We start from the raw sequence: 25,900 nt of genomic DNA on the forward strand, positions 1-25,900 counted from the left end.
AAGCATGATCGCAGAGAACAACGCACAGTACGCGCACGAAGAGCCCGCCCGACTGCAGTGGGCCCAGCAGGCTCCCGACGTCTACAAGGCCATGGTCCGGCTGGACGTGGCCGCCCGTCGGGGTGTCGACCCGAAGCTGTACGAACTGGTCAAGATCCGCGCCTCGCAGGTGAACGGCTGCGCCTTCTGTCTCGACATGCACACCAAGGACGCGCTCGCGGCCGGGGAGACCGTCGAGCGGATCGTGCAGCTCAGCGCGTGGCGGGAGTCGCGGCACTTCTACACCGAGAAGGAACTCGCGGCGATGGAGCTGACCGAGGCCGTGACGCTCATCACCGAGGGGGGCGTGCCGGACGAGGTGTACGAGAAGGCCGCCAAGCACTTCGACGAGGCCGAACTCACCCAACTGATCGCCGCGATCACGGTGATCAACGCCTGGAACCGGTTCGCCATCACCACGCGCATGACGCCGGGCCACTACGAGCCGGGCAAGCACAACTGACCGTTCCTCCTTGGCGGGAGGAGCCGAACGAGTATCACGCGGGCGGAGTTCTTGTCCTTGCCGGACGAGGCTCCGCACAGTGATTGCCGAAAGAACCCGGCGCCGCGCCAACCGGCGCCGGATGTGCGGAATTTCACGCACCTTCAGTGACCTGTTTCACGGTCTTCGATATCCATACCCCTCGACAGCTCGACGCAATGTCCGCATTCCCTCCACAAGTTGTCGGGAGAACACCGTCAAACGCCTTGGCGTGACATCTCCCTGAGGTTGCCCGAGGCACCGAATCAGTGATTCGATCACGGCGATGACGAGAACCGGAGGGAGCAACGTGGGTTGCTCACATGCCGTGGAGTGTCCCCTGTTCCCCCTGCTCAAGGCGAGCTTGCAGGGGTGGCGCGACTACTACTGCGACAGCGCGGACCAATGGCACGACTGTGCTCGCTACCGGCTGTCGCTCACCGGTGAGCCGGTGCCGATCAGCCTGCTGCCCAACGGGGCCGCGGCGCGGCACCTCGAAGCGGCCACCGGCCCGGCCCGCCCGACGCAGGCGCAGGCGTATCCGGCACAGGCACAGCCCCATCCGGCGCAGCCATATCCGGCGCAAGCGCAGGCCTACCCGCCCCCGCAAGCCACGCAGGCCCCGCCGCCAGGAGCCGATCCGTGGGCGCCGGAGAGCGGGGCGTGGTCCCAGCCGACCCCCATGTCATCCCCCGTGCCGACACCGGCACCGACGCCTCCGCCGTCCGCGCGGACTCCGCGCGAGCCCGGCCGCAAGCGCGGCTGGTGGGCTCGGCTCACCGAGTGGATGCGGAGTCCGGCATGAGCCCCTACTGGCCCTGGTGGGCCGGCGCGGTCGGGCTCGCGCTGGTCATCGTCAACCACACCCTCACCACCGACCGGTCCTTCGGGGTCTCGTCGGCCTGGGACCGGGTGCTGCACTGGCGCAGGGAACGCCGGCTCGAACGGGCCGAGGAGGAGTTCACCGACGAGCAGGCGCTGGTCGACGCCCTCGCTGCGGCCACGGCCGAGCACTTCGGCACGACGGCCCCCAACACCCCTGCCGCGCACGGGACTTCGTACGGTGACCCGCAGGCGTACTACGGCGCCCCACAGGCCCCGTACGCCGCACCGCGGCCGACCGCCCCGGTGGTCGAACCCGTGGCGGAGGAGCGCTCCTCCGCCATGAACCGGCGCCCGGCGCCGCTGGTCACCCAGGCCGCCCTGCTGGTGTCGATCTTCCTCGGCGGACTGATCGCCTCGCTCGCCTCCGGACGGTTCGAGATCCGCTACGACATGGGGCCGGGCTTTCGCGACCTGGTGACCGGCAACCCCCTCACCATGGTCGTTCTGCTGTTCCTGGGCGGCGTGCTGGTGGGCTTCGGCACCCGGCTGGCCGGGGGGTGCAGCTCCGGCCACGGACTCAGCGGCTGCGGTCGGCTGCAACCGGTCAGCATCGTCGCGACCGCCGTGTTCTTCGGCACCGCCGCCGGAGTGTCGTTCCTGCTCTGGAAGGTGATCTGATGCGCACCCGAGGCGCGCTCCTGCTGGCCAACATCATCTCCGGGCTGGCTCTCGGCTTCACCCTCAGCAATATCGGCTTCGTCGACTATGCCGAGCTGAACCGCATGTTCACCTTCCAGGACTCGCGGATGCTGCTGTCCTTCGCCGGTGCCGTCGTGATCATCGCGGCCGTGTTCGCCGTGCTGCGGGTCCGCCGTACGCCGGGGCGTGTCCACGCGGGCGTCGTCATCGGCGCGGTGCTGTTCGGCACGGGCTGGGCGATCTCGGGCGGCTGCCCGGCCATTCCGATCGCCCAACTCGCGGGCGGATATCTGCCCGCCCTGGTCACCATCGCCGGTGTCGTGGTCGGAACCCGGCTGTGCCGCTGGGCCAGTGGCCGCTACTTCCGGCTCGACCGCGGTTCCTGCGGGTTGTGACGAATCCCGCGTTGTTCGCCGAGACCCGTGCGCCGTTGGCATGAAAGGTCGTTGGGTCCTGACGTAGCTGATCCTTGTCGGCCGTCACGTCGTGTATCCCCTGTGATGGCACTTTGGGTATCGCTCGATCCACTCAAGCAAGGAGTTGGTGAATGACGCGCTATTCGAAACAGGGAAGAGCATCGAAAACGCGAGAAGCGCTCGTTGTCGGTATTGCGCTTCCTTGTGTTCTCACCGGCATCGCGTCCACCGCCGAGGCGGCCCAGGCCCCCGCGAGCGCGGCGACCGACGCGGTCACGTCGTCGCACCGGGACTGCAAGGACCACGGCCGGAGCGTCGACGAGTCCCGCGGGGGTGGATCGAAGGAGTGCCGCGGCAAGCGGGGTCCCCAGGGACCGCAAGGACCGCAGGGCGCCACGGGCCCTCAGGGGCCGCAAGGCGCCATGGGCACTCCGGGTACTCCGGGCGTCCAAGGGCCGCAGGGCGCCATGGGCACACCGGGCACGCCGGGCGTCCAAGGACCGCAAGGCATCATGGGTGTTCAAGGAGCCCAGGGCGCGACGGGCCCCGCCGGCCCGGTCAACGCGCCGTTCACCGTCGAGGAGACGTTCGCTCTTCCCGGGAACTCATCGGTCACGCACGAGGTCACCTGCCCGGCGGGAACCCGTGTCACCGGCGGCGGAGTCGCGTCGGCCCTCGTCGGCCCCGATGTCGCGGTGGTCAGGACAACGCCGTTCGACAACGGCTGGCTCGGCACCGTCCACAACGGCACGATCATCCCCGCGACCTTCACCGTCTCCGCCCTGTGCATTCCCGTCACGGCCTGAGCGTGAGCGCTCCGCCTGACTGAGCCGACAGACCATGGCCCCGGCCGGTACACGACGCGTCGTGCCGACCGGGGCCCTGGTGTGCCCGCCCCCGTAGAGAGCCCTGCGTCACGCAGGTGTCACGCTCGGACGGCTGGACATGCGGGGGAAAGGGGGCAAACGTACGGTGGTGGGTGCACCCATGGAGGTGACGCCATGACCGTGACGCACGGCCGCGCGAAAGCGACGACCTGTACGGTGACGGCCGCGACCGCGGCGCTCCTGATCACCTCGGGGACCACCGCCTGGGCCGAGACCGGCGGTGACTCGAGCGCGCAGCAACTGGCCAGAACGGCGCGCGAGCAATTGCGGAACACGCACTCGCTGCGGCTCGCCTACGTGGACCGGAGCCCGGAGACGGCGGCCAGCTTCAGCCGCGCGGCGACACTGAACCTCGCGCTCGACAGCAAGGGCAACTGCACGGGCGTCATGACGATGGGCGCGCACGGCGGCACCGTGAAGCTCGTCAAGCACGGCGGCGACGTCTGGCTGAAGCCGGACAAGGCCTTCTGGAAGGCCGAACTGCCCGGCCGCCAGGGCACGCACGCGGCGCAGGTGTTCAAGGACCGCTATATCCACGGCCCGGCGTCCGACGACCTCCTCAAGGGCGTGGCGGCGATGTGCGACCTCAAGGCCCTGCAGAAGGGCACCACGTCGTCCCAGCCGCAGGCGCTGGAGCGGGGCGCGGAGACGACGCTGGACGGTACGCGCGTGATCCCGCTGACGTCCCGGTCGCACTCCATGACGTCGACGCTGTATGTGACGGCGGACGAACCGCACCAGTTGTACCGCGCGGCCCAGAAGGGGCCCGGTACGGATCTGAGCCTGACCTTCACGGACTACGGCAAGCCGGTCCCGTCGAAGACCCCGTCCGCTCACCAGTCCCTGGACGTCTCGAAGTTCAGGGAAGTGCTCCAGGAGCGGCAGACCTGACGACCGGTCGGGCCTGAACGGCCGCAGGCCCCGCTCCGGGTGACCGGAACGGGGCCTGCGGGATGCCTTGCGGAAGGACCGCGACGGCTCGGGCTCAGACGAGGCCGAGCGCGCGAACGGCCTCGCGCTCCTCCTCCAGCTCCTTCACCGACGCGTCGATGCGGGCACGGGAGAACTCGTTGACGTCCAGGCCCTGGACGATCTCGTAGCTGCCGTTCTTGGTGGTGACCGGGAAGGAGGAGATCAGACCCTCCGGGACGCCGTAGGAGCCGTCCGACGGGATACCCATGGAGGTCCAGTCGCCCTCGGCGGTGCCGTTGACCCACGTGTGCACGTGGTCGATGGCGGCGTTGGCGGCGGAGGCGGCCGACGAGGCACCGCGGGCCTCGATGATGGCGGCACCGCGCTTGGCGACGGTCGGGATGAAGTCCTCGGCCAGCCACTTCTCGTCGTTGACGACCTCGGCGGCGTTCTTGCCGGCGACCGTGGCGTGGAAGATGTCCGGGTACTGGGTGGCGGAGTGGTTGCCCCAGATGGTCAGGCGCTTGATGTCGGCGACCGAGGTGCCCGTCTTCTTCGCGAGCTGCGTGAGCGCGCGGTTGTGGTCCAGGCGGGTCATCGCGGTGAAGCGCTCGGCCGGTACGTCCGGGGCGGCGGCCTGGGCGATCAGCGCGTTGGTGTTGGCCGGGTTGCCGACGACGAGGACCTTGATGTCGTCCGCGGCGTGGTCGTTGATGGCCTTGCCCTGCGGCTTGAAGATGCCGCCGTTGGCCTGGAGGAGGTCACCGCGCTCCATGCCCTTGGTGCGCGGGCGGGCGCCCACGAGGAGGGCGACGTTGGCGCCGTCGAAGGCCACGTTCGGGTCGTCGCTGATGTCGATGCCCTTGAGGAGCGGGAACGCGCAGTCGTCCAGCTCCATCGCCGTGCCCTCGGCGGCCTTCAGCGCGGGGGTGATCTCCAGCAGGCGCAGCTTGACCGGCACGTCCGCGCCGAGGAGCTGGCCGGAGGCGATGCGGAAGAGCAGTGCGTAGCCGATCTGGCCGGCCGCGCCGGTGACGGTGACGTTCACGGGAGTGCGGGTCATGGCGTTCTCCGTATGACAGCAGGCGGTGGGGGCTTGTCGCCCCGGAGGGTGCGGGATCCCCGCTCCGGCTGGTGACCGGTGCCGGCCGCGGCGATCGATCACCGGTACGAATGATCGATCACTTGGCGTCAAGAGAGATCCACCCGTCAGGCTATCGCGCATCCGGGATCCGAGACGGCCGGGTCCCTGTGGCCCGGCCCACACACTCGGTACGGAGCCGGTACGAGCCGAGGCGGACACCCGGTGTTGGGCACGGCGACCGCCTGTCCGGAAGGGGTGAGCGGAGGGGTGAGGCGGTCGCCGTGTGGCGTCCGGCCGGAAGGCCTTGGGCCTTCCGGCACTGCTGGACTCCCGTGGGGGGTACCGGTCCGCATGCCCCGTGCGCGGACACTCATGCGTACCGCGCGCCGATTGTTTTCACCGAGCGGTGCGCGCCCCCGTTCCGCACGCCCCTCCCCCTGACGTCCCGCTCCCCCGCGCGCCGGGTCCGCTCCGGCCCCGTACGGTCAGGCCGTGCACCCCGTGCGGCCCGACCGCAGCGACACGCAGGCCTTCGCCTCCGCCGGGCTCTTCACGGCCACCATCGGGGTGTACGCGTCCGCCGTCCCGGGGACGTCGACCGCCCCGCGCTGTCGGGGTGTTGCCCCCGCGGACACCTCGACCGTGTCCCCCTGCGCGGCCCGGGTGATCCGGGCCCACGCCGCGCCGCAGGTCTTGCTGTAGCGGACCTCGACGAGGGTCGTGCCGACGGTGACGCTGGTGGCGCTCTGCGCCAGCGTGCCGCCGCAGCCCATGGCCTCCGGGTCCTTGCCGGTGCAGCTCGCGCCGCCGCACTTGACGCCGGGCGGCAGATCGGGGGACGGGCTCGCGAGCGCGGGGGACGGCTTCGTCGCGCTCTCGCTCTTCTCGCCGTCCCCGTCGGTCAGGGCGAAGGCCACCCCGATCACCACGAGGGCCCCGACCACGCCTGCGGCGAACATCGCCAACCGCCGCTTGGGGCGCGGCTGTTCCGGCGGACCACCGCCGTCACGCGGAGGGCCTCCGTCGCGCGGACGGCCGTCGGCCGTCACCGGTCCGTACGTCCCCGGCGTACGGACCGGGCTGTCCGGCGCCCGGCCCATGTCTCTCCGCTGCCCGGCGGACCCCCGGGCCGCCCGTGCACTCCCCTCGGCGTCCCGGGCCTCCGTGGCGGTCGGCTGCTGCGGCACGGACGGTGCCACGCCCGCGGTGCCCGCCGTGGCCGGGGCGCCGCGCGGCGGTGCCGCCCTGCCGCCGCGGTCCCCGACCTCCGGAGCCGCCCCGAACTCCCCCAGTTCCGCGCGGGCTTGGGAGATCCTTATGGCCTCCATGGTCCTGTCGTGGCGCAGCTCCGAGCGGCTCCAGGCACGCTCGGCCAGCTCCCACATCGTCGTCAGATGGACAGGGTTTGTACCGGTCACCTCGGCCAGCGCCACGATCGCGCCCTTGGGCGCGAGCAACCGGCCGTTGAGGTAACGCTCCCAGGACGTCTTGCTGTAGCCCGTGCGGTCGGCCACCGCGGAGACACTCAGCCCGCTGCGGTCCACGAGCCGTCGCAGTTGGCTCGCGAACTCCCTCAGTTGCGGGTCGAGTTCCTCGGGCAAGGCCCTCCAACGCGGCATCGCTTCCCCCTCTTCCCCCGTTTCCTGCGGTCTTCCCCATGCGTGGTGCCCGCTGCCGTGTCCCCGTTCTGGTTACCCACGGGAACGGGTCCGGCCAGGGCCTTGCCTGCCGAACCGGGGGCGCACGGGAGCATTCGGGCAATCCCCCACACCTCGCACGCCCGTTGTGCGCGGCCACGTGCTCATACGGCCGGGAACAACGCTAGCCCGGACGTACGGATGATTCGACGCGGATGCGCGAACTTGTCAACACATCGACACAACGGGGACACAGCGGAGACCTCGGCATGAGGTGAACGTGGCGAGCGGCGCGGCGGGTCCCGCAGGCACGATCAACGCACGCCGCGCGAAGGGGCGTTCGGCTGCTTTGATCCGCAGGCACGTAGCGGAACGGTCACTTCCGTGCCACAGCGGACCGTCAGCGGTTGAAGAGTCACCGCAGGTCGATGAGGGTGGTTCTCGGGCGGTCCCCCCGCCCCAAGGCGCCCGGCCTCCCACGGGGGAGAGGCTGGGCGCCGCACTTCCGTCTGCCCGCGCACGCGGGCGAGTTCACGTACTACGTACTCGTGTACTCACGTACTCACGTACGGATCGTGAAGTGCAGGGTCTCGTCCAGGAACGGGAACTCCAGCAAGGCGTTCGGCTGGGCCATCAGCGCGCACAGCACGATGGCGCCGCCCAGCAGCGCGTACGTCACCATGTCGGTGAAGCGGGAGCGCACCGCCAGCATGCCCACGTCCGGCAGCGTCCAGCGCATCACGGCGCCGCCCAGCAGCGCCGCCCCGACCAGGATCGTGCCGAAGCGGAAGGCGTCCAGCGCGGTCACCAGCAGCCCGAGGGCGGCGACGCCCAGGACGGCGAGGACCGGCCACTGACGGGCGGGTGCGGGAGCGTCACCGGGCGCCGCCCGGCCACCGCCCTCGGGCCGCGCCGTGTCGCGGGTCATGCGCGGGAACCGCCGCGTGGCGCGCCGCGGCCTGCCCTGCGCGTCGGGCGCGCTGACGGCGTCCGCCACGCCGGGCTCGGAGTCCGTGGCCCGCGTCGCCACGGACTCCTTCTCCCGGAGGCCCTCGGGCCTGTCCTCAGCCGACACTGCGCTCCGCCGCCTCGACCACGTTGACGAGAAGCTGGGCACGGGTCATCGGGCCCACGCCGCCCGGGTTCGGGGAGATCCAGCCCGCCACCTCGGCGACGTCGGGGTGGACATCGCCGACGATCTTGCCTTCGGCGGTGCGCGAGACGCCGACGTCGAGCACGGCCGCGCCCGGCTTGACGTCCTCGGCCCGGACCAGATGCGCGGAGCCCGCCGCGGCGATGATGATGTCCGCCCGCTTCAGGTGCGCCGAGAGGTCGCGGGTGCCGGTGTGGCACTGGGTGACCGTGGCGTTCTCGCTGCGCCGCGTGAGCAGCAGCGGCATCGGGCGCCCGATGGTCACGCCCCGGCCGACCACCACGACCTCGGCGCCCTTGATCTCCACGCCGTGGCGGCGCAGCAGGGTGAGCACGCCGTTGGGGGTGCAGGGCAGCGGCGCCGGCTCGCCCAGGACCAGCCGGCCGAGGTTCATCGGGTGCAGGCCGTCCGCGTCCTTGTCCGGGTCCATCAGCTCCAGGACACGGTTCTCGTCGATGCCCTTGGGCAGCGGGAGTTGCACGATGTAACCGGTGCAGGCCGGGTCATCGTTGAGTTCGCGGACGACCGCCTCGATCTCCTCCTGCGTGGCCGTCGCGGGCAGTTCGCGCTGGATCGAGGCGATACCGACCTGCGCGCAGTCACGGTGCTTGCCCGCGACGTACTTCTGGCTGCCGGGGTCGTCCCCGACCAGGATCGTGCCGAGGCCGGGCGTGACGCCCCTCTCCTTCAGCGCCGCCACGCGGGCGGTCAGATCGGACTTGATCTCTGCTGCGGTGGCCTTGCCATCGAGAATCTGGGCGGTCATGCCCCCATCCTCCCGGATGAACCGCCCCTGGTTCCAATCCGGGCACCCGTCGCTCGTTCCTCTTCGCACCCGTGATCAGCGATGTTGCACTTGCACAACACAAATGAGGGGACGCTGGACAAACGCGCGCCGCTTTGAGAACGATGAACGGACAGTGCCGCGGGCGGTTTCCGGGGGGAAGAACCGCATCTGTAGAACTCTCCTCCGATCCCTACCGCGCTCGTCCCCGCACGTGAGCAAGACGGAGGAAAGACCGTTCATGAGTTTCGGTGATCAGAACAACCCCTATGGCGCGCCGCAGGGTCAGCCGCCCGGCTACGGCCAGCCGCAGGGCCAGCCCGCTTACGGCCAGCCGCAGGGTCAGCCCGGTTACGCCTATCCGCAGGCACCTCCGCTCGGGGACTACGGCCAGCAGCCCGTCCTGACGACCATGCCCGGCACGGTCGCCACGGCCCGTGTGCTGATGTGGGTCATCGTCGGCCTTCAGGTGGTCGGTGTGGTCATCTACGGGCTCCTCGTGAGGACCATCAGCGTCGCCAAGAACAGTACGGAACTGAAGGACAGCTCGGCCTTCCAGCAGTTCGCCGACCAGTCGTCCGGCACGGTCTGGGCATGCCTGATCTTCGCCGTGGGCTGGTTGGTGTTCGCGATCGTGCTGGCCGTGAACTTCAAGTCGGGTGGCAACGGCGTCCGCATCACGATGATGGTCTTCGCGATCATCACCGCGGTTCTCGGCATCTACCCGTTCATCGTCGTCGGTCTGCTGCACACCGTGCTGGCCGTCCTCATCGCGGTGTTCGTCGGCAACGCCAACGGCTCCGCCTGGTTCAACCGCCCGCGGCAGGAGGGCTACTGACCGGAACACCTCTCAACACGCCACCGCACACAGGGCCGTGTCCCACCCGCGAGGGGGGACACGGCCCTGTGTCGTAAGTACCTTGCCTCAACGGCGACTTGCCGTCAGTGGAAGAAGTGGCGCGTGCCCGTGACGTACATGGTCACGCCCGCCTTCTTCGCGGCCTCCACGACGAGTTCGTCACGGATCGAACCGCCGGGCTGCACGATCGCCTTGACGCCCGCGGCGATCAGGATCTCCGGTCCGTCGGGGAACGGGAAGAACGCGTCCGAGGCGGCGTACGAGCCCTGGGCCCGCTCCTCCCCGGCCCGCTCGACGGCGAGCTTGCAGGAGTCCACGCGGTTGACCTGACCCATGCCGACGCCCACCGAGGCACCGTCCTTGGCGAGCAGGATCGCGTTGGACTTGACGGCGCGGCAGGCCTTCCAGGCGAAGGCGAGTTCGCGCAGTTCGGCGGGGGAGAGCGCCTCGCCCGCGGCGAGGGTCCAGTGCGCGGGGTCGTCGCCCTCGGCCTGGAGCCGGTCGGTGACCTGAAGAAGCGCGCCGCCGTCGATCTGCTTGAACTCGACCGTGTTCGACGGGCCGTTCGGGGCCTTCAGCACCCGGATGTTCTTCTTCTTGGCGAGGGCCTCCAGCGCGCCCTCCTCGTAGTCCGGCGCGACGATGACCTCGGTGAAGATCTCGGCGACCTGCTCGGCCATCTCCCGGCTCACCGGCCGGTTGACGGCGATGACACCGCCGTACGCGGACAGCGGGTCGCAGGCGTGCGCCTTGCGGTGCGCCTCGGCGACGTCCGCGCCGACCGCGATCCCGCAGGGGTTGGCGTGCTTGATGATCGCGACGCAGGGCTCGTCGTGGTCGTACGCGGCACGGCGCGCGGCGTCCGTGTCCGTGTAGTTGTTGTACGACATCTCCTTGCCGTGCAACTGCTCGGCGTCGGCGAGGCCGCCGCTCTCGCCGTCGGCGTAGAGGGCGGCGGGCTGGTGCGGGTTCTCGCCGTAGCGCAGCGTGTTCTTGCGCTCGTAGGTGGCGCCCAGGAAGTCCGGGAACTCGGCTGCCGAGTCGTCGACGGGCGCGTACGAGGACGCGAACCAGGAGGCCACGGCCACGTCGTACGCGGCGGTGTGCTGGAAGGCCTCCGCCGCGAGGCGCTTGCGGGCGGTGAGGTCGAAGCCGCCGTCGCGGACCGCGGCCAGCGCGTCGGCGTACCGGGCCGGGCTGGTGACCACGGCCACGGACGGGTGGTTCTTGGCGGCGGCGCGGACCATGGAGGGCCCGCCGATGTCGATCTGCTCGACGCACTCGTCGGGGGACGCCCCCGAGGCGACGGTCTCGCGGAAGGGGTAGAGGTTGACGACGACGAGGTCGAACGGCTCCACGCCCAGCTCGGCGAGCTGCGCCCGGTGGCTGTCCAGGCGCAGGTCGGCGAGGATGCCCGCGTGCACCTTGGGGTGCAGGGTCTTGACCCGCCCGTCCAGGCACTCGGGGAAGCCCGTCAGCTCCTCGACCTTGGTGACGGGAACACCCGTCGCGGCGATCTTCGCGGCGGTGGACCCGGTGGAGACCAGCTCGACGCCGGCCTCGTGGAGTCCGCGGGCGAGATCCTCCAGCCCGGTCTTGTCGTAGACGCTGACAAGCGCGCGCCGGATGGGCCGCTTCGTGCTCTCGGCGGTCACAGGATTACTACCTTTCGTCCCTCAATGCGATAGCCGTTGCGGGCGATACGCCCCACGACCTCGACGAGCAGCCTTCGCTCGACGTCCTTGATGCGCTCGTGCAGAGCGCTCTCGTCGTCCTCGTCCCGGACCTCCACCACGCCCTGCGCGATGATCGGTCCGGTGTCGACGCCGTCGTCGACGAAGTGGACGGTGCACCCGGTGACCTTGGCGCCGTACGTGAGTGCGTCCCGTACGCCGTGGGCTCCGGGGAAGCTGGGGAGCAGGGCGGGGTGGGTGTTGACGAACCGCCCGCCGAACCGCGCGAGGAACTCCTTCCCCACGATCTTCATGAACCCGGCGGAGACGACGAGATCGGGCTCGTACGCGTCGACGGCCTCGGTGAGGGCGGCGTCCCACGCCTCCCGGCTCTCGTGGTCCTTGACCCGGCACACGAAGGTCGGCAGCCCGGCGCGCTCGGCGCGGGCGAGGCCCTCGATGCCGTCGCGGTCGGCGCCGACGGCGACGATCTCCGCGCCGTAGACGGCGGCGGTCATCTCGGCGATGGCGTCGAGGAGTGCCTGGAGGTTGGTGCCGGACCCGGAGACCAGGACGACCAGGCGCTTGGCCGGGGACTCGGTGACGGTCTCGGCCACGGACTCGGCCACGGCGGGGCCCTTTCTCGGGGAGTGCGGTGCTCGGGACAGCGTTTGTACGGTCGTACGAATGCTTCGCACCCCGGGATACGGGGAAGTCTACGAAACGGCCGACCGCCAGCAACGATACCGGCACACAGGACGGCCCCCACGGGACGGGGATGTGGCCGGAAGGTAGCGTCTGGGGAGGAGACGCCCTGGGAAACCCGGTTCGACGCGGGGAACGCCGCGACCGCGTGGGACGTTGATCCGGAACAGGCGCACCTGCCCGAGGCGCGCCTGCGTCGCGGCGGCTCCGTAGGTACGCCGCACGCCAGAACCACCAAGGGGAAGACGCACACTTGATGCCGGTCCGCAGTCTCCGACTCCCTCCGCCGCTGCTGAGCGAGCGGCGCCCCTCGTCCGTGCCGCCCCTGCGGAACGAGGAGGGCGGTGAGTCCGCGAACGGCGGGGCGGGACCGCGGAAGCCCGCGGACGACAACCCCTTCGCGCCGCCGCCGGAGGGCGCGCCGGACCGTCCCTGGCAGCCCCGGCATCCGGCGCCCGGCCAGGGTCAGGGACACGGCCGAGGACAAGGGCCGGAGGGCTCCGGCGACGGGGGCTCCGCCTGGGGTCAGTGGAGCGACCGGCAGCCGGGCCCGGCGGCGGGCGGCCACTTCGGCGAGCGTCCGGGCAGCCAGGGCGGGCAGAACGGCCAGGGCGGCCCCGAGGGGCCCGGCGGTGGCGGCGGCCCGCGCTGGGATCCCAGGGACCCGGCCCAACGCCGCGCGCGCTATGCGCTGTTGGGCGGCATGTGGGCGTTCTTCTTCGCCCTCTTCGACTGGCTGCCCGTGGCCCTGCTGCTGGGCGCGCTGGCGTTGTACTGGGGCGTGAGCGCCCTGCGCGCCAAGCCGCGTACGCCCTCCCCCGACGCGAAGACCCCCGCCCCGCCGTCGCGTCCGCAGACGACGGCGGCGATCAGCGGCCTGGTCACGGCGTCGCTGGCGCTCCTGGTGGTGGCGATCATGTTCACGGCCCAGCTCGTCTACCGCGACTACTACACGTGCGTCGACGACGCGTTGACGCATGAGGCGAAGCAGTCCTGCAGCACGCTGTTGCCGAAGGAGCTTCAGGGGATGCTGGATTCGGAGTGAGAGCGGGGGTGAGAGACCGGTGACGCGGTCTCTCAGGCACCCGCACCGCCCGTACGTGTCTCGCCGGGGTCCTGCGGCTTCCGCGACGGGCTCTCCTCGGGGGGCAGCGCCTCGTACGGCTTGAGGTCCGGGTCCTCCCATGCCGTGCTGCTCCGGTTCCGGTCGGCCGGTCGGGCGCGGGACGCGGCTGCCGGGGCGCCGACCGGTTCCGGGAGCGCGGGCGCGGGGACCGGGATCACGGGCGTCGCCGCCCGGGGCGCTCGGGGCTTCCCCGGCCGTGTCGTACGCCCGCGCAGCCCCCACGCGCGTACCGCCAGCCCCACCGGCATCCCCACCCCCACCGTCCAACCGGCCGCGGCGGCGCCCACCTGCCACCCCACCGGTCCGAACCGCGCGAGCGCGGCCACCCCGAGCGGCCCTCCCGCCGCCTGGGCGAGCACGCCGAGCAGCACCCCGCACAGCGCCCCCGCCGCCACCACCGCGCCCGTCGTCCGCCGGGCCGACCACGCGGTGTCCCGGCACGCCGCCCGCGCCACGAGCCACCCCACGGTCACCCCCGCCGCGACCGGCACCGCCCCCACCGCCCAGCGCAGCGGCCCGCCTCCGCCGCCGGGGGCCGCCGCCAGCAGCGGGAACGGCGGCAGCGACGCCGGGTGCCGCGCCGTGACCAGCGGCCCGGTCAACTGGCCCGCGCCCAGCAGGAACCCGGGCCCGAGACCGTACGCCGCGCCCCACACCGCCGCGTTGGGCACCAGCGCCGCCGCCAGCAGCAGGACCGCGCACCGCCCTGGCCAGCCGCCCGCCTGCTGAAACACCGCCACCCGCGCCGCGTCGCCGTGCCACACCAGCGACGCGCCCACGATCACCGCGCCCCCGGCCATCAGCACCACCGTCCCGGCGACCGCGGCCCGTACGGCGCTCCGCAGCCGCGCCTGTCCCCCGCGCTCGGGGCTGCCGAGCGCCCAGCGCATCCGCCGCGCCAGAGGCCGCCAGGGGCGCCCGTACGCCGTCCACACCCCGGCCCCCGCCGCCACGACGGCCAGCAGCGGCAGACATCCGGCCGTCCAGGTCCACGACGGCCGCAGGGTCCCGCCGGAGGCGTACAGCGCCACGCCCGCGCTCACCCCGAGATAGCCCGCCACCGCGCCGCACCACACCGTGCGCGCGGCGAGGAGCGGCGCGGCGCCCCCGGCCTCCGTCGCCTCGCCCTCCGTCGCGTCACGCGCCGCCCGGTGCAGCAGCCACACCGGCAGCAGGGTCGTCAGCAGGGGGGTGACGCCGACGGGCGCGGGCACGCCCGAGAGCGTCTCGGTGCGGACGAGGTCGACGCCGTGCGCGAGCAGCCACAGCGACGCGGCCAGGTGCAGGGCGTCGTCGGGTCCGCTGTCGGGGTACGGGAAGCTGATCCACAGCGTCATCACGAGGAGGGCGAGCACGCCGAGCCCCAGCGTCGCGGCGACGGCGCCGGCCAGCAGGCAGGCGCCCGGTCCGGGCGACCGGTCACGCGAGCGGGGACGCGGGGGCGAGGGCGTGCGGTGGTCGGTCCATGGCGTCACGCCGCCATGCTCCCAACGCCGGGCGCATTCCCGGCGTAACGGCCGAAGCTCGGATGTGTCGCCCCGTACGGGACATTTCCGCGACGTGTGCGCGGCACGCGGACGGGCCCGCACTCCGTGGGGAGTGCGGGCCCGTCCGTAGGGCGCGTGCGGCCCGGGTCGGCGTCAGCCGACGTCGGCCGTGATCAGCCGGCGAGGAGGGCGCGGGCGAGCTTCGCCGTCTCGGTCGGCGTCTTGCCGACCTGGACACCGGCGGCCTCCAGGGCCTCCTTCTTCGCCTGGGCGGTGCCCGACGAACCGGAGACGATGGCGCCCGCGTGACCCATGGTCTTGCCCTCGGGCGCGGTGAAGCCCGCGACGTAGCCGACGACCGGCTTGGTCACGTTCTCCTTGATGAAGGCCGCGGCCCGCTCCTCGGCGTCGCCACCGATCTCACCGATCATGACGATCAGGTCGGTCTCGGGGTCGTCCTGGAACGCCTTGAGCGCGTCGATGTGCGTGGTGCCGATGATCGGGTCACCGCCGATGCCGACGCAGGTCGTGAAGCCGATGTCACGCAGCTCGTACATCATCTGGTACGTCAGCGTGCCGGACTTCGAGACCAGGCCGATACGGCCCGGCTTCGTGATGTCGGCCGGGATGATGCCGGCGTTGGACTGGCCCGGGGTGATCAGACCGGGGCAGTTCGGGCCGATGATCCGGGTCTTGTTGCCCTTCTTGCCGGCGTACGCCCAGAAGGCCGCGGTGTCGTGGACCGCGATGCCCTCGGTGATGACGACGGCAAGCGCGATCTCGGCGTCGATGGCCTCGATCACGGCGTCCTTGGTGAACTTCTCCGGAACGAAGATGACCGTCGCGTCGGCGCCGGTCTTCTCCATCGCCTCGGCGACGGACCCGAACACCGGGATCTCCGTGCCGTCGAAGTCGACGACCTGGCCGGCCTTGCGCGGGTTCACGCCACCGACGATGTTCGTGCCGGAGGCCAGCATGCGGCGGGTGTGCTTCTGACCCTCGGAGCCGGTCATGCCCTGGACGATGACCTTGGATTCCTTGGTGAGGAAGATAGCCATGGTGTGTGTGACCTCGTCCCTTACTTCGCGGCAGCAGCCAGCTCGGCGGCCTTGTCGGCCGCGCCGTCCATGGTGTCCACACGCTGCACGAGCGGGTGGTTGCGGTCGTCCAGGATCTGGCGACCCAGCTCGGCGTTGTTGCCGTCGAGGCGCACGACCAGCGGCTTGGTGACCTCTTCGCCCTTGGCCTCGAGGAGCTCCAGCGCCTGCACGATGCCGTTGGCGACCGCGTCGCAGGCGGTGATGCCGCCGAAGACGTTGACGAACACGGACTTCACGTCCGGGTCGCCGAGGATGATCTCCAGGCCGTTCGCCATGACCTCGGCGGAGGCACCGCCACCGATGTCGAGGAAGTTGGCGGGCTTGACACCCTTGTGGTTCTCACCGGCGTAGGCGACGACGTCCAGGGTGGACATGACCAGCCCGGCGCCGTTGCCGATGATGCCGACCTCACCGTCGAGCTTGACGTAGTTGAGGTTCTTCTCCTTGGCGGCGGCCTCGAGCGGGTTGGCCGCGGCCTTGTCGTGGAGTTCCTCGAAGTCGGGGTGACGGAACTCGGCGTTCTCGTCCAGGGAGACCTTGCCGTCGAGGGCGATGACGTCACCGGAGGCGACCTTCGCCAGCGGGTTCACCTCGACCAGGAGGGCGTCCTCCTTGATGAACACCTCCCACAGCTTCACCAGGACGTCGGCCACCTGGTCGGCGACCTCGGCCGGGAACTTCGCCGCGGCGGCGATCTCCTGGGCCTTCGCCTTGTCGACACCGTCGATGGCGTCGATCGCGATCTTGGCGACGGCCTCGGGGCGGGTGGCCGCGACCTCTTCGATCTCCATGCCGCCCTCGACGGACGCGATGGAGAGGAAGGTGCGGTTGGCGCGGTCGAGGAGGAAGGAGACGTAGTACTCCTCGAGGATCTCCGGAGCCGTCTCGGCGATCATCACCTTGTGGACCGTGTGGCCCTTGATGTCCATGCCGAGGATGTCCGTGGCGCGGGCCACGGCCTCGTCCGCCGAGGCGGCCAGCTTGACGCCACCGGCCTTGCCACGACCACCGACCTTCACCTGCGCCTTGACGACCGACTTGCCGCCCAGCCGCTCGGTGATCTCGCGCGCCGCCTCAGGCGTGTCGATGACTTCACCGGCCAGCACCGGTACACCGTGCTTGGCGAAGAGGTCCCTCGCCTGGTACTCGAACAGGTCCACGCGCTTCCGTCCCTATCAGTGATCTCGCGGTTCGTGGTTCGTTGGTTGCGTGGGCGTGCCGCGCAGGGCAACGTGACGTCCGCAGTGTCACTAGGGAGGCGCACACGGTGTCCGAGCGCGCGGCATGTCCGTCTCGCAGGTTATCGCCGCATGAGGTGGGGCTCTAAATCGGAGGTCACACCTGAGCGGTGATACCTGTCACACGTGCGGCCGGGCCGACAGGGTCCCACCGGGGTCCGGATTGGTCCGGTAGACCCCTTGTGCCGGGCCGGACGTCACACCGCCTCGGGTATCGGCAGCGGCCGCTTCTCGAGCGCCGCCGCCATCACCTCCGGGAACAGGTCGGGGGTGCACGCGAACGCGGGCGCGCCGAGCGCCGCGAGCGCCGCCGCGTGCTCGCGGTCGTACGCGGGCGCCCCCTCGTCTGAGAGCGCGAGCAGCGCCACGAACTGCACCCCCGACGCCTTCATCGCGGCCACCCGCTTGAGCATCTCGTCCCGGATCCCCCCTTCGTAGAGATCGCTGACGAGGACCACGACGGTCTCCGCGGGCCGGGTGATCCGCGTCTGGCAGTAGGCCAGCGCCCGGTTGATGTCCGTGCCGCCGCCGAGTTGGGTGCCGAAGAGGACGTCGACGGGGTCATCGAGCTGGTCGGTGAGGTCGGTGACGGCCGTGTCGAAGACGACGAGCCGGGTGGCGAGGGACCGCATGGAGGCGAGCACCGCCCCGAACACGGACGCGTACACCACCGACGCCGCCATCGAGCCCGACTGGTCGACGCAGAGGACGACTTCCTTCGTCACCGACCGGGACGCCCGCCCGTAGCCGATCAGCCGCTCGGGCACCACGGTGCGGTGCTCGGGCAGGTAGTGCTTGAGGTTGGCCGCGATCGTGCGGTTCCAGTCGATGTCGTGGTGGCGGGGCCGGGTGATACGGGCGCTGCGGTCGAGGGCGCCGGTGAGGGCGGCGCGGGTGCGGGTGGCGAGCCGCTTCTCCAGATCCTCGACGACCTTGCGCACCACCGCTCGCGCGGTCTCCTTGGTGGTCTCCGGCATCGCCTTGTTCAACGAGAGCAGCGTGCCGACCAGATGGACGTCCGCGTCGACCGCCTCCAGCATCTCGGGCTCCAGCAGGAGCGTGGACAGCCCGAGCCGGTCGATGGCGTCGCGCTGCATGACCTGGACGACGGGCGAGGGGAAGTACGTCCGGATGTCCCCGAGCCAGCGCGCCACGGACGGCGCGGACGCCCCGAGCCCCGCCGAACGGTCCCGCCCCCGCTGCGGCTTGTCCCCCTTGCCGTACAGCGCGGTCAACGCCCCGTCCATCGCGGCGTCCTGCCCGGTGAGCCCGTACCCGGTGCCGTCCGCCGCGTCTCCCCCGAGCACGAGCCGCCATCGCCGCAACCGCTCGTCCGCGTCGGAGCCCTGGGAGACCTCGGAGACCTCGGAGACCTCGTGATCGGTTCGCTGTGTGCTCATCGGGCCACTCCCACAAGGTCGTTCGCAGGGTCGGCGGCTTCGCTTCCGGCGGGCTCGGCCAGGCCGAGCAGCAGCCGCAGCAGGGGCACCACCGCGTCCGCCCGCCCGGTGTCGAGGTCGGGCGCGAATCCGGGAAGGCCCGCGCCGGTTGCCGTCGTGCCGTCCCGCAGCCCGCGCCGCACCAGCTCGCCGAGCGTGCGCCGCACCCCGGACTCGTACGCGGAGAACGTGCGCCGCAGCAAGGGCAGTACGTCGGCGAACGCCTCCGCGGGCACCCCGGTCAGCCAGGCGTCCACCAGCCCGAGCAGCCGCTCGTCGTGCACGAGCAGCATGCCGCCGCCCGAGCCGCCCCCGGCGAACCCCTCGATCCACGCGGCCGCGTCCGCCGGTGCCGTCCCCGGCGACAGCACGAGCCCCATGAGCCGCGCGGCCTCGTCCTGCGCCAACTCCCCCTCGTCCAGCAGCAGTCGCACGGCCCGCCCGCGCACGACACCCGGAACGGTGTCCCGCAGCGAGAGGGTCCGGAGCACGGCACGCCACCGCCCGCGCAGATCGCCGTGGACCGCGGCGGTCGCCTCCGCGAGCAGCCCCACCGCCCCGTGCACCGCGTCCAGATGACCGCGCATCTCGTCCGCCGCCTCCGCGGCCAGCGCGGCGCACGCGGGTGGCAGCCCGACGAAGACGCGCTCGGCGAGGCCCGCCGCGACGCCCGCCAGCGCCCCGGTGTCCGTGCCCCGTACGTCGCCGTAGCGCAGGGAGCGGACCAGGGCGGGCAGGGCCTCGGCGAGATGGCCGACGTCGGCGTCGAGGGCCGCGCGGTCGGCGAGGACCCGCATCACCGTGGGGAGCGCGTCCGGCAACTCCGCCAGCAGGCACTGTTCGGCGAGCCGCGTGACGTCGGCGAGCGCCCGCGCGCCGACCGCGTCCGCCTCGGCCTTGGCGCGCGCGGCCGCGAGCACGGTCGTCCCCCAGACCCCGGCCTCGGCGACCCGCACCGCCGACTCCGGTTCCCAGCACAGCCGCCACGTCTCCCGGAACGTGCCCGTGGTGCCGCGCGACACCGCGGGCGTGCCCCAGTCGACACCGAGCAGACGCAGCCGATGCAGCAGCTTGCTGCGCGCGGCGTCCGTCTCCTTGCGCAGGTCCAGCTCCATCTCCCGCTCCACGGCCTCCGGTCTGCACCGCAGCCGCTTCTGGAGACGCGCGAGATCCCGCTGCAACGGCACGGCGGGGGCCGACGCCGGCACCTCGCCGAGGACATCGCCGACCACCAGGCGGTCATGCACCAGGGCGAGCGGCACGTCCGAGCCCTCGCACATCACGGCCCGCACCGCCTCGGTCGTCTCGGCCAGCCCCGGCAGGGGACGTCCGCGCAGCGCCGCGAGCGTCCCGGCGAGCCGGACCGCCTCGATGACATGAGCGGACGACACGATCCGGCCCTCCTCGCGGAGCAGCCCCGCGACCTTGGTCAGCCACCGCTCGACCGGCCGGTCGGGGGCCCGGAACAGATGCCCGTACCAGCCGGGCGAGTCGATGCCCGCCCCGTAGCCACTGGACCGGGACAGCCTGCGGTGCGTCCAGGGCACCCAGGTCATGTCCGTCCTCACCTTGGGCAGCCCCTTCAGCAGGGCGCGGTCGGCCGCGACGGTGACCTTCCGCCGCAGCGCGGGCACATGCCAGGCCCCGCACACGACGGCCACCTCATGCCCGAACTCCCGCTGGGCGGCGCGCACGCGGAGCCGCATGTGCGCTTCCCGTACGAGGTCGCGCTCCTGTCCCCCGCTGCCGTACTCCTCGCGCAGCGCCGCCATGGCCTCCTCCAGCACGGCGAACGGCGCGAACGCGTCCCCCTTCCCCGCGCCCCGGTGCTCGACGACGTCCTCCCACCACCGCTCCGGGTCGTCGTACCCGGCGGCGTCGGCGAGCACGGCGAGCGGATCCACACGGACGGGGCCGGGCCCTTCCTCCGTCGTCGGTGGCAGCTCCTCCTTCTCCTTCTCCCACGCCAGCGTGTGCGCGGCCGGCAGGTCGATGAACGTGGCCGCGGCGCCGTGTTCCACGGCCCAGCGCAGGGCCACCCACTCCGGGGAGAACTCGGCCAGCGGCCAGAACGCCGACCGTCCGGGCTCGTCCACGGCGTGGGCGAGCAGCGCCACCGGCGGTCGCATCTCCTCGTCGGCCACGAGCGGGATCAGGGCGTCCGCCTCCGGCGGTCCCTCGATCAGTACGGCCCTCGGCCGGGCCGCGTCCAGAGCGGCCCGTACCGCCCGCGCGGAACCCGGGCCGTGATGCCGCACCCCGAGCAGCAGCGGCCCCTCGCCCGGCGCCCCGCCCGGCGGCCTGTCAGCGCTTGCCACCTGATCCTCCTCGCGGTCCGGACCACCCCGGGTCCTCGTCGCCCACTGCCGTGCCCACGCGGTCCCCCGCCGCCGTCACGCCGTTCACCCCTCTCCGGAAGGCCCACGGGAAGCCGTTCACGCGGTCACCTCCCGGCACGCGCGGTAGAAGTCCGCCCATCCGTCCCGCTCGCGGACCACCGCCTCCACGTACTCCTGCCAGACGACCCGGTCGGCCGCCGGATCCCGTACGACGGCGCCGAGGATGCCCGCGGCGACATCGCTCGCGCGCAGTACGCCGTCGCCGAAGTGGGCCGCCAGCGCGAGCCCGTTGGTGACGACGGAGATCGCCTCGGCGGTGGACAGCGTGCCGCTGGGCGACTTCAGCTTCGTACGGCCGTCCGCCGTGATGCCGCCGCGCAGCTCGCGGAAGACCGTGACGACACGGCGGATCTCGTCGATGCCGTCGGGCACGGCCGGCAGATCGAGCGAACGGCCGATCTGGCCGACCCGGCGGGAGACGATGTCGACCTCCGCCTCGACGCTCTCCGGCAGCGGCAGCACCACCGTGTTGAAGCGGCGGCGCAGCGCGCTCGACAGGTCGTTGACCCCGCGGTCGCGGTCGTTGGCCGTCGCGATCAGATTGAAGCCGCGGACGGCCTGCACCTCCTGCCCCAACTCCGGTATCGGCAGCGTCTTCTCCGACAGGATCGTGATCAGCGTGTCCTGCACGTCGGCCGGGATACGCGTCAACTCCTCGACGCGCGCGGTCATCCCCTCGGCCATGGCCCGCATGACGGGGCTGGGCACGAGCGCGTCGCGGCTGGGTCCGTGCGCGAGCAGCCGCGCGTAGTTCCAGCCGTAGCGGATCGCCTCTTCCGGGGTCCCGGCCGTGCCCTGCACGAGCAGGGTCGAGTCGCCGCTGACGGCCGCCGCCAGATGCTCGGACACCCAGGTCTTCGCCGTGCCGGGCACCCCGAGGAGGAGCAGGGCGCGGTCGGTGGCGAGCGTGGTGACGGCGACCTCGACGATCCGGCGCGGGCCCACGTACTTCGGTGTGATCACCGTGCCGTCCGGCAGCGTGCCGCCCAGCAGATACGTGGCCACGGCCCACGGCGACAGCTTCCAGCGGGCCGGGCGGGGACGGTCGTCCTGCGCGGCCAGCGCGGTGAGTTCGGCCGCGAAGGCGTCCTCGGCATGCGGCCTCAGCACCTCGGACGTCCCGCTCTCCTTCGCGGGCGCGGACAGGCTCGTACTCGGGTCGACGGACATCGGATCAACGGACACAGGCATGGCTGATTCCCCCTGCAGCTCGGCCGGTTCGGATCTGTCACCTACCGTGCACCACACCACTGACAATGCGTCGCGACCTGCGCGAACGCCGTCTCGACGGCCGATTGTCAGTGGTACGTCCTACCGTCGAGGACATGACTCAGCAGGGGGTGCGCTGGACGGCGGATCAGGTGCTGGCACTGGCTCCTGACGCCGGATCACGCAAAGCGGGAAGCAAACTCGGCGCGGCCGGGCCGTGGTCGGGGACGGGCAGGTCCGAGGAGGGGGCGGTGTGGGGGCTGTGCGAGGGCAGTGGCGGCGCGCCGTATCGGACGGTGGTCGACCTCGCGGACGCGGCCGGGCCCGCGTACCTGTGCGGTTGCCCGAGCCCCAAGTCCCCGTGCGAGCACGCGCTGGGGCTGCTGCTGCTCCGGGCGGGCGAGGACGGGGCGGTGCCGCGGGGGCAGGCGCCGGACTGGGCGGAGCGGTGGCTCGAGGGGCGCGGACGGCGCGCGCGGGAGCGGCGGTCGGCGGACGGCTCAGGGCCCGGCGCGTCCGCTGATCCGGAGGCGGCCCGGCGCCGGGCGGAGCGCCGCGCCGAGCGGATCACGGCAGGGGCGACGGAGCTGGAGCAGCGGCTGGCCGACGTGCTGCGCGGCGGCCTGGCCGCGGCCGAGCGGGCCGGGGCCGCGCTGTGGGAGGAGACGGCGGCGCGGATGGTCGACGCGCAGGCTCCGGGACTGGCCGCGCGCGTACGGGAGTTGGGGGCGATCCCGGCGTCCGGGCCGGGCTGGCCGGTGCGTCTGCTGGAGGAGTGCGCGCTGCTCCATCTGCTGACCCAGGCCTGGCCGCGCCGCGCACTGCTGCCGGAGGAGACAGCGGCGACGGTCCGCTCGCGGATCGGCCTGCCGGGTTCGCCGGACGGTCCGCCCGTCCGCGACCACTGGCTGGTCCTCGCGCAGTACGACACCGCGGACAGCCGCCTCACCACCCGCCGGATCTGGTTGTACGGAGCGAAGTCCGACCGCACCGCGCTGCTCCTCTCGTACGGCGCGGCGGGGCGCGCGCCGGAGCTTGCCCTCCCGGTGGGCCTGGCCTTCGAGGCGGAGCTGTCGGCGTATCCGGGGGCGGGGCGGCTCCGGGCCTCCCTGGGCGAGCGGTTAACGGCCCCGGCCCCGACAGGAATCCGGCCGCCGGGCATGAGCACGGAGCGGGCGGCGGCGCGCTACGGCGAGGCGCTGCGCGAGGACCCCTGGCTGGACTCGTTCCCGGTGACGCTGGGCCGGGTCGTACCGACACCGTCCGAGGACGCCTGGCAGCTCGCGGACGCGGACGGCGACACGGCCCTGCCGCTCACCGCTGCGGCGACCGCGCGGCCGGGCCTGTGGCGCCTGGTCGCCCTGTCGGGCGGTGCCCCGGTCACGGTCTTCGGCGAGTGCGGCCATCGCGGCTTCACCCCGCTGACGGCCTGGCCCGAAGGCGCGGGAGAGGCGGTCCCGTTGTGCTGACGAACCACCCGGGCGATCCCGGTGGGCGACCGGAAGGGACGGACATGAGTGCGACCGTGCAAGACACCCCCTCCGCCGCGCCGCGGGAGGAAGTGCCGTGGGAAGAGGTCATGACCGTGGCCCTGCTGGGCACGGACCGGCGTACGCCACCCTGGCTGCCGCCCGGCCGCGAGGCGCCCGGAGCCCTGCTGGACCTGGCCGCCGTGGCGACCGTCCGCCGCAGAGCCGGGCTGCGCCCCGCACCGGCCGCGGCCCGCCCGGAGCTGTCGGCGAAGGACACGCGTCCGCCACTGCCGCCCGCGGCGGCCCGCAGACTGGCCATGCTGCTGGCGAACCGCCCTGGCACGGGCGGCGGCGGACGCCGGGGAACGGCACCCGACCTCATGGAGCTGCTGCCCCAGTGGCTGTCCCTGGCCAACGAGCGAGGTTTCGCCGCGCCTCCGGAAGCCCTCCCGGCGCTCCTGGACGCGGCCCGCGGCCGTACGGACCTGCGCCCCGCGGCCCTGGCCTTCGCGGGCCCGCGCGCCCTGTGGCTGGCCCGGCTGAACCGGGACTGGCGCTTCGCGCTGCGCTCCGCGCCCGGCGCGGCCGAACCACCACCGGACGGCACGGACCACACCCGACGACTGTGGCAGGAGGGCCTGTTCGCGGAACGGGTGTCCCTGCTCACGCGACTCCGCACCCAACGCCCCGCCGCCGCACGCGAGTTGCTGGCCACCACCTGGACGACGGAACGCGCCGAGGACCGCCTGATGTTCCTGGACTCGCTCCGCGCGGGACTGGAGACCGCGGACGAGCCGTTCCTGGAAGAGGCGCTCTCCGACCGCAGCCGCAACGTGCGCGCGACGGCCGCGGAGTTGCTGTCGGCCCTGCCGGATTCGGCCCTGGCCGGGCGGATGGCGGCGCGGGCGGCGGCCTGTGTGGCGGTCGACCGGACCCGCGGGGAGCCGACGATCGTCGTCGAGGCACCGCACCAGTGCGACGCGGACATGGAGCGCGACGGGGTGGTGCCGACGCCGCCCGGCGGACGCGGCGAACGGTCCTGGTGGCTCGGCCAGTTGGTGGAGGCGGCACCGCTCGGCTCCTGGGAGGCCCGGCTCGGCGGACGGACCCCGAAGGAGATCGTCGCGCTCCCGGTGGCGGACGACTGGCGGGGCGAACTGCACGCGGCATGGTGCCGGGCGGCGGTGCGCCAGCGGGACACCGGCTGGTCCCGGGCCCTGCTCGGACCGCCCTCGGCGCCGGACGCCGGGGGTCCGGGAGCGGTGTCCCTGGCCGAGCGGGCCAAGCTGCTCTCGACGCTCGGCGCGGCGGAACGGGCCGACTGGGTCGCGGGGTTCATCGCCGCGCACGGCCTGTCGGAGGCGTTCCAGCTCCTCGGAGTGTGCGCGACCCCCTGGGCCGCCGGGCTGGACAGGGCAGTCGTGGACGCCCTGAACATCGCGCGGGACGCGGGGAGTTACCCCTGGAGCTTCAGCGGGGTGATGGGCCTGGCGGAGCGCTGCCTCGATCCCGTGGAGGCGGCGCGCCTGGAGGCGTTGACGGCGATACCCGACGAGACGGAGGACACCTCGCCGGGCGCGGGGGGCTACTGGGCGGAGGCGTTCCAGCGCCTCACGACGACCTTGCGTCTCCGTGCGGCGATGCGGGAGGAGTTGGGGGCCGTACCCCCGAACCCCCACCCGGCGTGACCGGCCGTCCGCCGTCCGGCAACGCGCGAGACGTGCCCTCGCGGTGGCATGCCCCTCGTGGTGGCGCTCCACGACCGGAGCGCCACGCCGGGGCCGCCGCCGACCGGTCCGCGGCGCTACGCCTGGGCGGGCTGGCGTACGTTCGCCCGCACCCAGTCCACGATCGACGCGGTGGTCGCCCCGGGGGTGAAGATCTCCGCCACGCCCTTGTCCTTCAGCGGCTGGATGTCCCCCTCGGGGATGATCCCGCCACCGAAGACGAGGATGTCCTCCGCGTCGCGGTCCTTCAGCAAGTCGATCACCGCGGCGAACAGCGTGTTGTGCGCGCCGGACAGGATCGACAGTCCGATCGCGTCGGCGTCCTCCTGGATCGCCGTGTCGACGATCTGCTCGGGCGTCTGGTGAAGGCCGGTGTAGATGACCTCCATCCCCGCGTCGCGCAGTGCCCGCGCGATCACCTTGGCCCCGCGATCATGACCATCGAGCCCCGGCTTGGCCACCACCACGCGGATCGGACCGGCTGCCACACCCATCACTGCCTCCATGAAGCGACTACTCCACCCTGTACCGCCGTACCGCCCTGCCGCC

23 protein-coding genes are annotated in these 25,900 nt (G+C 72.4%); 10 read left to right on the forward strand and 13 right to left on the reverse strand.

Annotation, left to right across the window (positions count from 1 at the left end):
- Positions 1-4 precede the first annotated feature (4 nt).
- From ACZ60T_RS09920 to ACZ60T_RS09945, 6 genes are all read left to right on the forward strand, one after another.
- Positions 5-502, forward strand: coding sequence for a carboxymuconolactone decarboxylase family protein (locus tag ACZ60T_RS09920; RefSeq protein WP_365621219.1), 498 nt, complete (start codon positions 5-7; stop codon positions 500-502).
- 346 nt (positions 503-848) lie between these two features.
- Positions 849-1,325 carry a hypothetical protein gene (locus ACZ60T_RS09925; protein WP_469665465.1) on the forward strand — a complete coding sequence of 159 codons (477 nt, stop codon included), beginning with the start codon at positions 849-851 and terminating at the stop codon, positions 1,323-1,325.
- Positions 1,322-2,023 carry a YeeE/YedE family protein gene (locus ACZ60T_RS09930; RefSeq protein WP_469665466.1) on the forward strand — a complete coding sequence of 234 codons (702 nt, stop codon included), beginning with the start codon at positions 1,322-1,324 and terminating at the stop codon, positions 2,021-2,023. The genes ACZ60T_RS09925 and ACZ60T_RS09930 overlap by 4 nt, the downstream gene beginning before the upstream one ends.
- Positions 2,023-2,439, forward strand: a complete 417-nt coding sequence (locus ACZ60T_RS09935; RefSeq protein WP_469665467.1) for a YeeE/YedE thiosulfate transporter family protein — start codon at positions 2,023-2,025, stop codon at positions 2,437-2,439. The genes ACZ60T_RS09930 and ACZ60T_RS09935 overlap by 1 nt, the downstream gene beginning before the upstream one ends.
- A 533-nt stretch (positions 2,440-2,972) precedes the next feature.
- The gene (locus tag ACZ60T_RS09940; RefSeq protein WP_469665468.1) at positions 2,973-3,266 is read left to right on the forward strand and encodes a hypothetical protein; all 294 of its coding nucleotides are present in this window, start codon (positions 2,973-2,975) and stop codon (positions 3,264-3,266) included.
- A gap of 195 nt (positions 3,267-3,461) precedes the next feature.
- Positions 3,462-4,238, forward strand: a complete 777-nt coding sequence (locus tag ACZ60T_RS09945) for a hypothetical protein (RefSeq protein WP_469665469.1) — start codon at positions 3,462-3,464, stop codon at positions 4,236-4,238.
- 94 nt (positions 4,239-4,332) lie between these two features.
- Here ACZ60T_RS09945 and ACZ60T_RS09950 read toward each other — a convergent pair whose 3' ends face one another.
- The 4 genes from ACZ60T_RS09950 to ACZ60T_RS09965 form a co-directional block, all read right to left on the reverse strand.
- A complete protein-coding gene (locus ACZ60T_RS09950) occupies positions 4,333-5,322 on the reverse strand; it encodes a malate dehydrogenase (protein ID WP_365621205.1) in 990 nt (329 codons plus the stop codon).
- Positions 5,323-5,828: 506 nt separating this feature from the next.
- A complete protein-coding gene (locus ACZ60T_RS09955; protein ID WP_469665470.1) occupies positions 5,829-6,962 on the reverse strand; it encodes an XRE family transcriptional regulator in 1,134 nt (377 codons plus the stop codon).
- Between the two features lie 580 nt (positions 6,963-7,542).
- Positions 7,543-8,010 carry a DUF3017 domain-containing protein gene (locus ACZ60T_RS09960; RefSeq protein WP_469665471.1) on the reverse strand — a complete coding sequence of 156 codons (468 nt, stop codon included), beginning with the start codon at positions 8,008-8,010 and terminating at the stop codon, positions 7,543-7,545.
- Between the two features lie 34 nt (positions 8,011-8,044).
- Complete coding sequence (locus ACZ60T_RS09965) at positions 8,045-8,899, reverse strand: bifunctional methylenetetrahydrofolate dehydrogenase/methenyltetrahydrofolate cyclohydrolase (protein WP_365621196.1); 855 nt, start codon at positions 8,897-8,899, stop codon at positions 8,045-8,047.
- Between the two features lie 259 nt (positions 8,900-9,158).
- On the opposite strand from ACZ60T_RS09965, the gene ACZ60T_RS09970 reads away from it, so the two are divergent.
- The gene (locus ACZ60T_RS09970; protein WP_469665472.1) at positions 9,159-9,755 is read left to right on the forward strand and encodes a hypothetical protein; all 597 of its coding nucleotides are present in this window, start codon (positions 9,159-9,161) and stop codon (positions 9,753-9,755) included.
- A gap of 104 nt (positions 9,756-9,859) precedes the next feature.
- Here the strand turns inward: ACZ60T_RS09970 and purH are convergent, their stop codons facing one another.
- On the reverse strand, positions 9,860-11,431 hold the full coding sequence (purH, locus tag ACZ60T_RS09975; protein ID WP_469665473.1) for a bifunctional phosphoribosylaminoimidazolecarboxamide formyltransferase/IMP cyclohydrolase: 1,572 nt from the start codon (positions 11,429-11,431) through the stop codon (positions 9,860-9,862).
- Positions 11,428-12,078, reverse strand: a complete 651-nt coding sequence (gene purN / locus ACZ60T_RS09980) for a phosphoribosylglycinamide formyltransferase (RefSeq protein ID WP_469665474.1) — start codon at positions 12,076-12,078, stop codon at positions 11,428-11,430. The genes purH and purN overlap by 4 nt, the downstream gene beginning before the upstream one ends.
- Positions 12,079-12,410: 332 nt before the next feature.
- Here purN and ACZ60T_RS09985 point away from each other — a divergent pair, with 332 nt between their 5' ends.
- Positions 12,411-13,199: a hypothetical protein gene (locus ACZ60T_RS09985; RefSeq protein WP_365621184.1), complete on the forward strand. Its 789-nt coding sequence runs from the start codon at positions 12,411-12,413 to the stop codon at positions 13,197-13,199.
- A gap of 32 nt (positions 13,200-13,231) precedes the next feature.
- Here the strand turns inward: ACZ60T_RS09985 and ACZ60T_RS09990 are convergent, their stop codons facing one another.
- From ACZ60T_RS09990 to ACZ60T_RS10015, 6 genes are all read right to left on the reverse strand, one after another.
- Positions 13,232-14,755: a cell division protein PerM gene (locus ACZ60T_RS09990; protein ID WP_469665475.1), complete on the reverse strand. Its 1,524-nt coding sequence runs from the start codon at positions 14,753-14,755 to the stop codon at positions 13,232-13,234.
- Between the two features lie 185 nt (positions 14,756-14,940).
- Positions 14,941-15,825 carry a succinate--CoA ligase subunit alpha gene (gene sucD, locus ACZ60T_RS09995; RefSeq protein ID WP_365621178.1) on the reverse strand — a complete coding sequence of 295 codons (885 nt, stop codon included), beginning with the start codon at positions 15,823-15,825 and terminating at the stop codon, positions 14,941-14,943.
- Between the two features lie 20 nt (positions 15,826-15,845).
- Positions 15,846-17,027, reverse strand: coding sequence for an ADP-forming succinate--CoA ligase subunit beta (gene sucC, locus ACZ60T_RS10000; RefSeq protein ID WP_365621175.1), 1,182 nt, complete (start codon positions 17,025-17,027; stop codon positions 15,846-15,848).
- 275 nt (positions 17,028-17,302) lie between these two features.
- A complete protein-coding gene (locus ACZ60T_RS10005; protein WP_469665476.1) occupies positions 17,303-18,505 on the reverse strand; it encodes a VWA domain-containing protein in 1,203 nt (400 codons plus the stop codon).
- Positions 18,502-20,862 carry a DUF5682 family protein gene (locus ACZ60T_RS10010; protein WP_469665477.1) on the reverse strand — a complete coding sequence of 787 codons (2,361 nt, stop codon included), beginning with the start codon at positions 20,860-20,862 and terminating at the stop codon, positions 18,502-18,504. The genes ACZ60T_RS10005 and ACZ60T_RS10010 overlap by 4 nt, the downstream gene beginning before the upstream one ends.
- A 117-nt stretch (positions 20,863-20,979) precedes the next feature.
- Positions 20,980-22,134, reverse strand: a complete 1,155-nt coding sequence (locus tag ACZ60T_RS10015) for an ATP-binding protein (protein ID WP_469665478.1) — start codon at positions 22,132-22,134, stop codon at positions 20,980-20,982.
- A 134-nt stretch (positions 22,135-22,268) separates the two neighbouring features.
- On the opposite strand from ACZ60T_RS10015, the gene ACZ60T_RS10020 reads away from it, so the two are divergent.
- Together ACZ60T_RS10020 and ACZ60T_RS10025 are read left to right on the forward strand one after the other, a co-directional pair.
- Complete coding sequence (locus ACZ60T_RS10020; protein ID WP_469665479.1) at positions 22,269-23,621, forward strand: SWIM zinc finger family protein; 1,353 nt, start codon at positions 22,269-22,271, stop codon at positions 23,619-23,621.
- 44 nt (positions 23,622-23,665) lie between these two features.
- Positions 23,666-25,312: a DUF5691 domain-containing protein gene (locus ACZ60T_RS10025; protein ID WP_469665480.1), complete on the forward strand. Its 1,647-nt coding sequence runs from the start codon at positions 23,666-23,668 to the stop codon at positions 25,310-25,312.
- 116 nt (positions 25,313-25,428) lie between these two features.
- On the opposite strand, the gene ACZ60T_RS10030 is transcribed toward ACZ60T_RS10025, so the two are convergent.
- On the reverse strand, positions 25,429-25,845 hold the full coding sequence (locus ACZ60T_RS10030; protein WP_365635042.1) for a cobalamin B12-binding domain-containing protein: 417 nt from the start codon (positions 25,843-25,845) through the stop codon (positions 25,429-25,431).
- Positions 25,846-25,900: the final 55 nt, after the last annotated feature.

The organism is Streptomyces sp. NPDC104371 (genome assembly GCF_055583785.1).

Bases quoted from the DNA above. Each gene is read 5' to 3' on its own strand.
- ACZ60T_RS09920 (WP_365621219.1), top strand. From the start codon at position 5: ATGATCGCAGAGAACAACGCACAGTACGCGCACGAAGAGCCCGCCCGA.
- ACZ60T_RS09930 (WP_469665466.1), top strand. From the start codon at position 1,322: ATGAGCCCCTACTGGCCCTGGTGGGCCGGCGCGGTCGGGCTCGCGCTG.
- ACZ60T_RS09935 (WP_469665467.1), top strand. From the start codon at position 2,023: ATGCGCACCCGAGGCGCGCTCCTGCTGGCCAACATCATCTCCGGGCTG.
- ACZ60T_RS09940 (WP_469665468.1), top strand. From the start codon at position 2,973: ATGGGTGTTCAAGGAGCCCAGGGCGCGACGGGCCCCGCCGGCCCGGTC.
- ACZ60T_RS09945 (WP_469665469.1), top strand. From the start codon at position 3,462: ATGACCGTGACGCACGGCCGCGCGAAAGCGACGACCTGTACGGTGACG.
- ACZ60T_RS09950 (WP_365621205.1), bottom strand. From the start codon at position 5,322: ATGACCCGCACTCCCGTGAACGTCACCGTCACCGGCGCGGCCGGCCAG.
- ACZ60T_RS09955 (WP_469665470.1), bottom strand. From the start codon at position 6,962: ATGCCGCGTTGGAGGGCCTTGCCCGAGGAACTCGACCCGCAACTGAGG.
- ACZ60T_RS09965 (WP_365621196.1), bottom strand. From the start codon at position 8,899: ATGACCGCCCAGATTCTCGATGGCAAGGCCACCGCAGCAGAGATCAAG.
- ACZ60T_RS09970 (WP_469665472.1), top strand. From the start codon at position 9,159: ATGAGTTTCGGTGATCAGAACAACCCCTATGGCGCGCCGCAGGGTCAG.
- ACZ60T_RS09985 (WP_365621184.1), top strand. From the start codon at position 12,411: ATGCCGGTCCGCAGTCTCCGACTCCCTCCGCCGCTGCTGAGCGAGCGG.
- sucD (WP_365621178.1), bottom strand. From the start codon at position 15,825: ATGGCTATCTTCCTCACCAAGGAATCCAAGGTCATCGTCCAGGGCATG.
- ACZ60T_RS10005 (WP_469665476.1), bottom strand. From the start codon at position 18,505: ATGAGCACACAGCGAACCGATCACGAGGTCTCCGAGGTCTCCGAGGTC.
- ACZ60T_RS10015 (WP_469665478.1), bottom strand. From the start codon at position 22,134: ATGCCTGTGTCCGTTGATCCGATGTCCGTCGACCCGAGTACGAGCCTG.
- ACZ60T_RS10020 (WP_469665479.1), top strand. From the start codon at position 22,269: ATGACTCAGCAGGGGGTGCGCTGGACGGCGGATCAGGTGCTGGCACTG.
- ACZ60T_RS10025 (WP_469665480.1), top strand. From the start codon at position 23,666: ATGAGTGCGACCGTGCAAGACACCCCCTCCGCCGCGCCGCGGGAGGAA.
- ACZ60T_RS10030 (WP_365635042.1), bottom strand. From the start codon at position 25,845: ATGGGTGTGGCAGCCGGTCCGATCCGCGTGGTGGTGGCCAAGCCGGGG.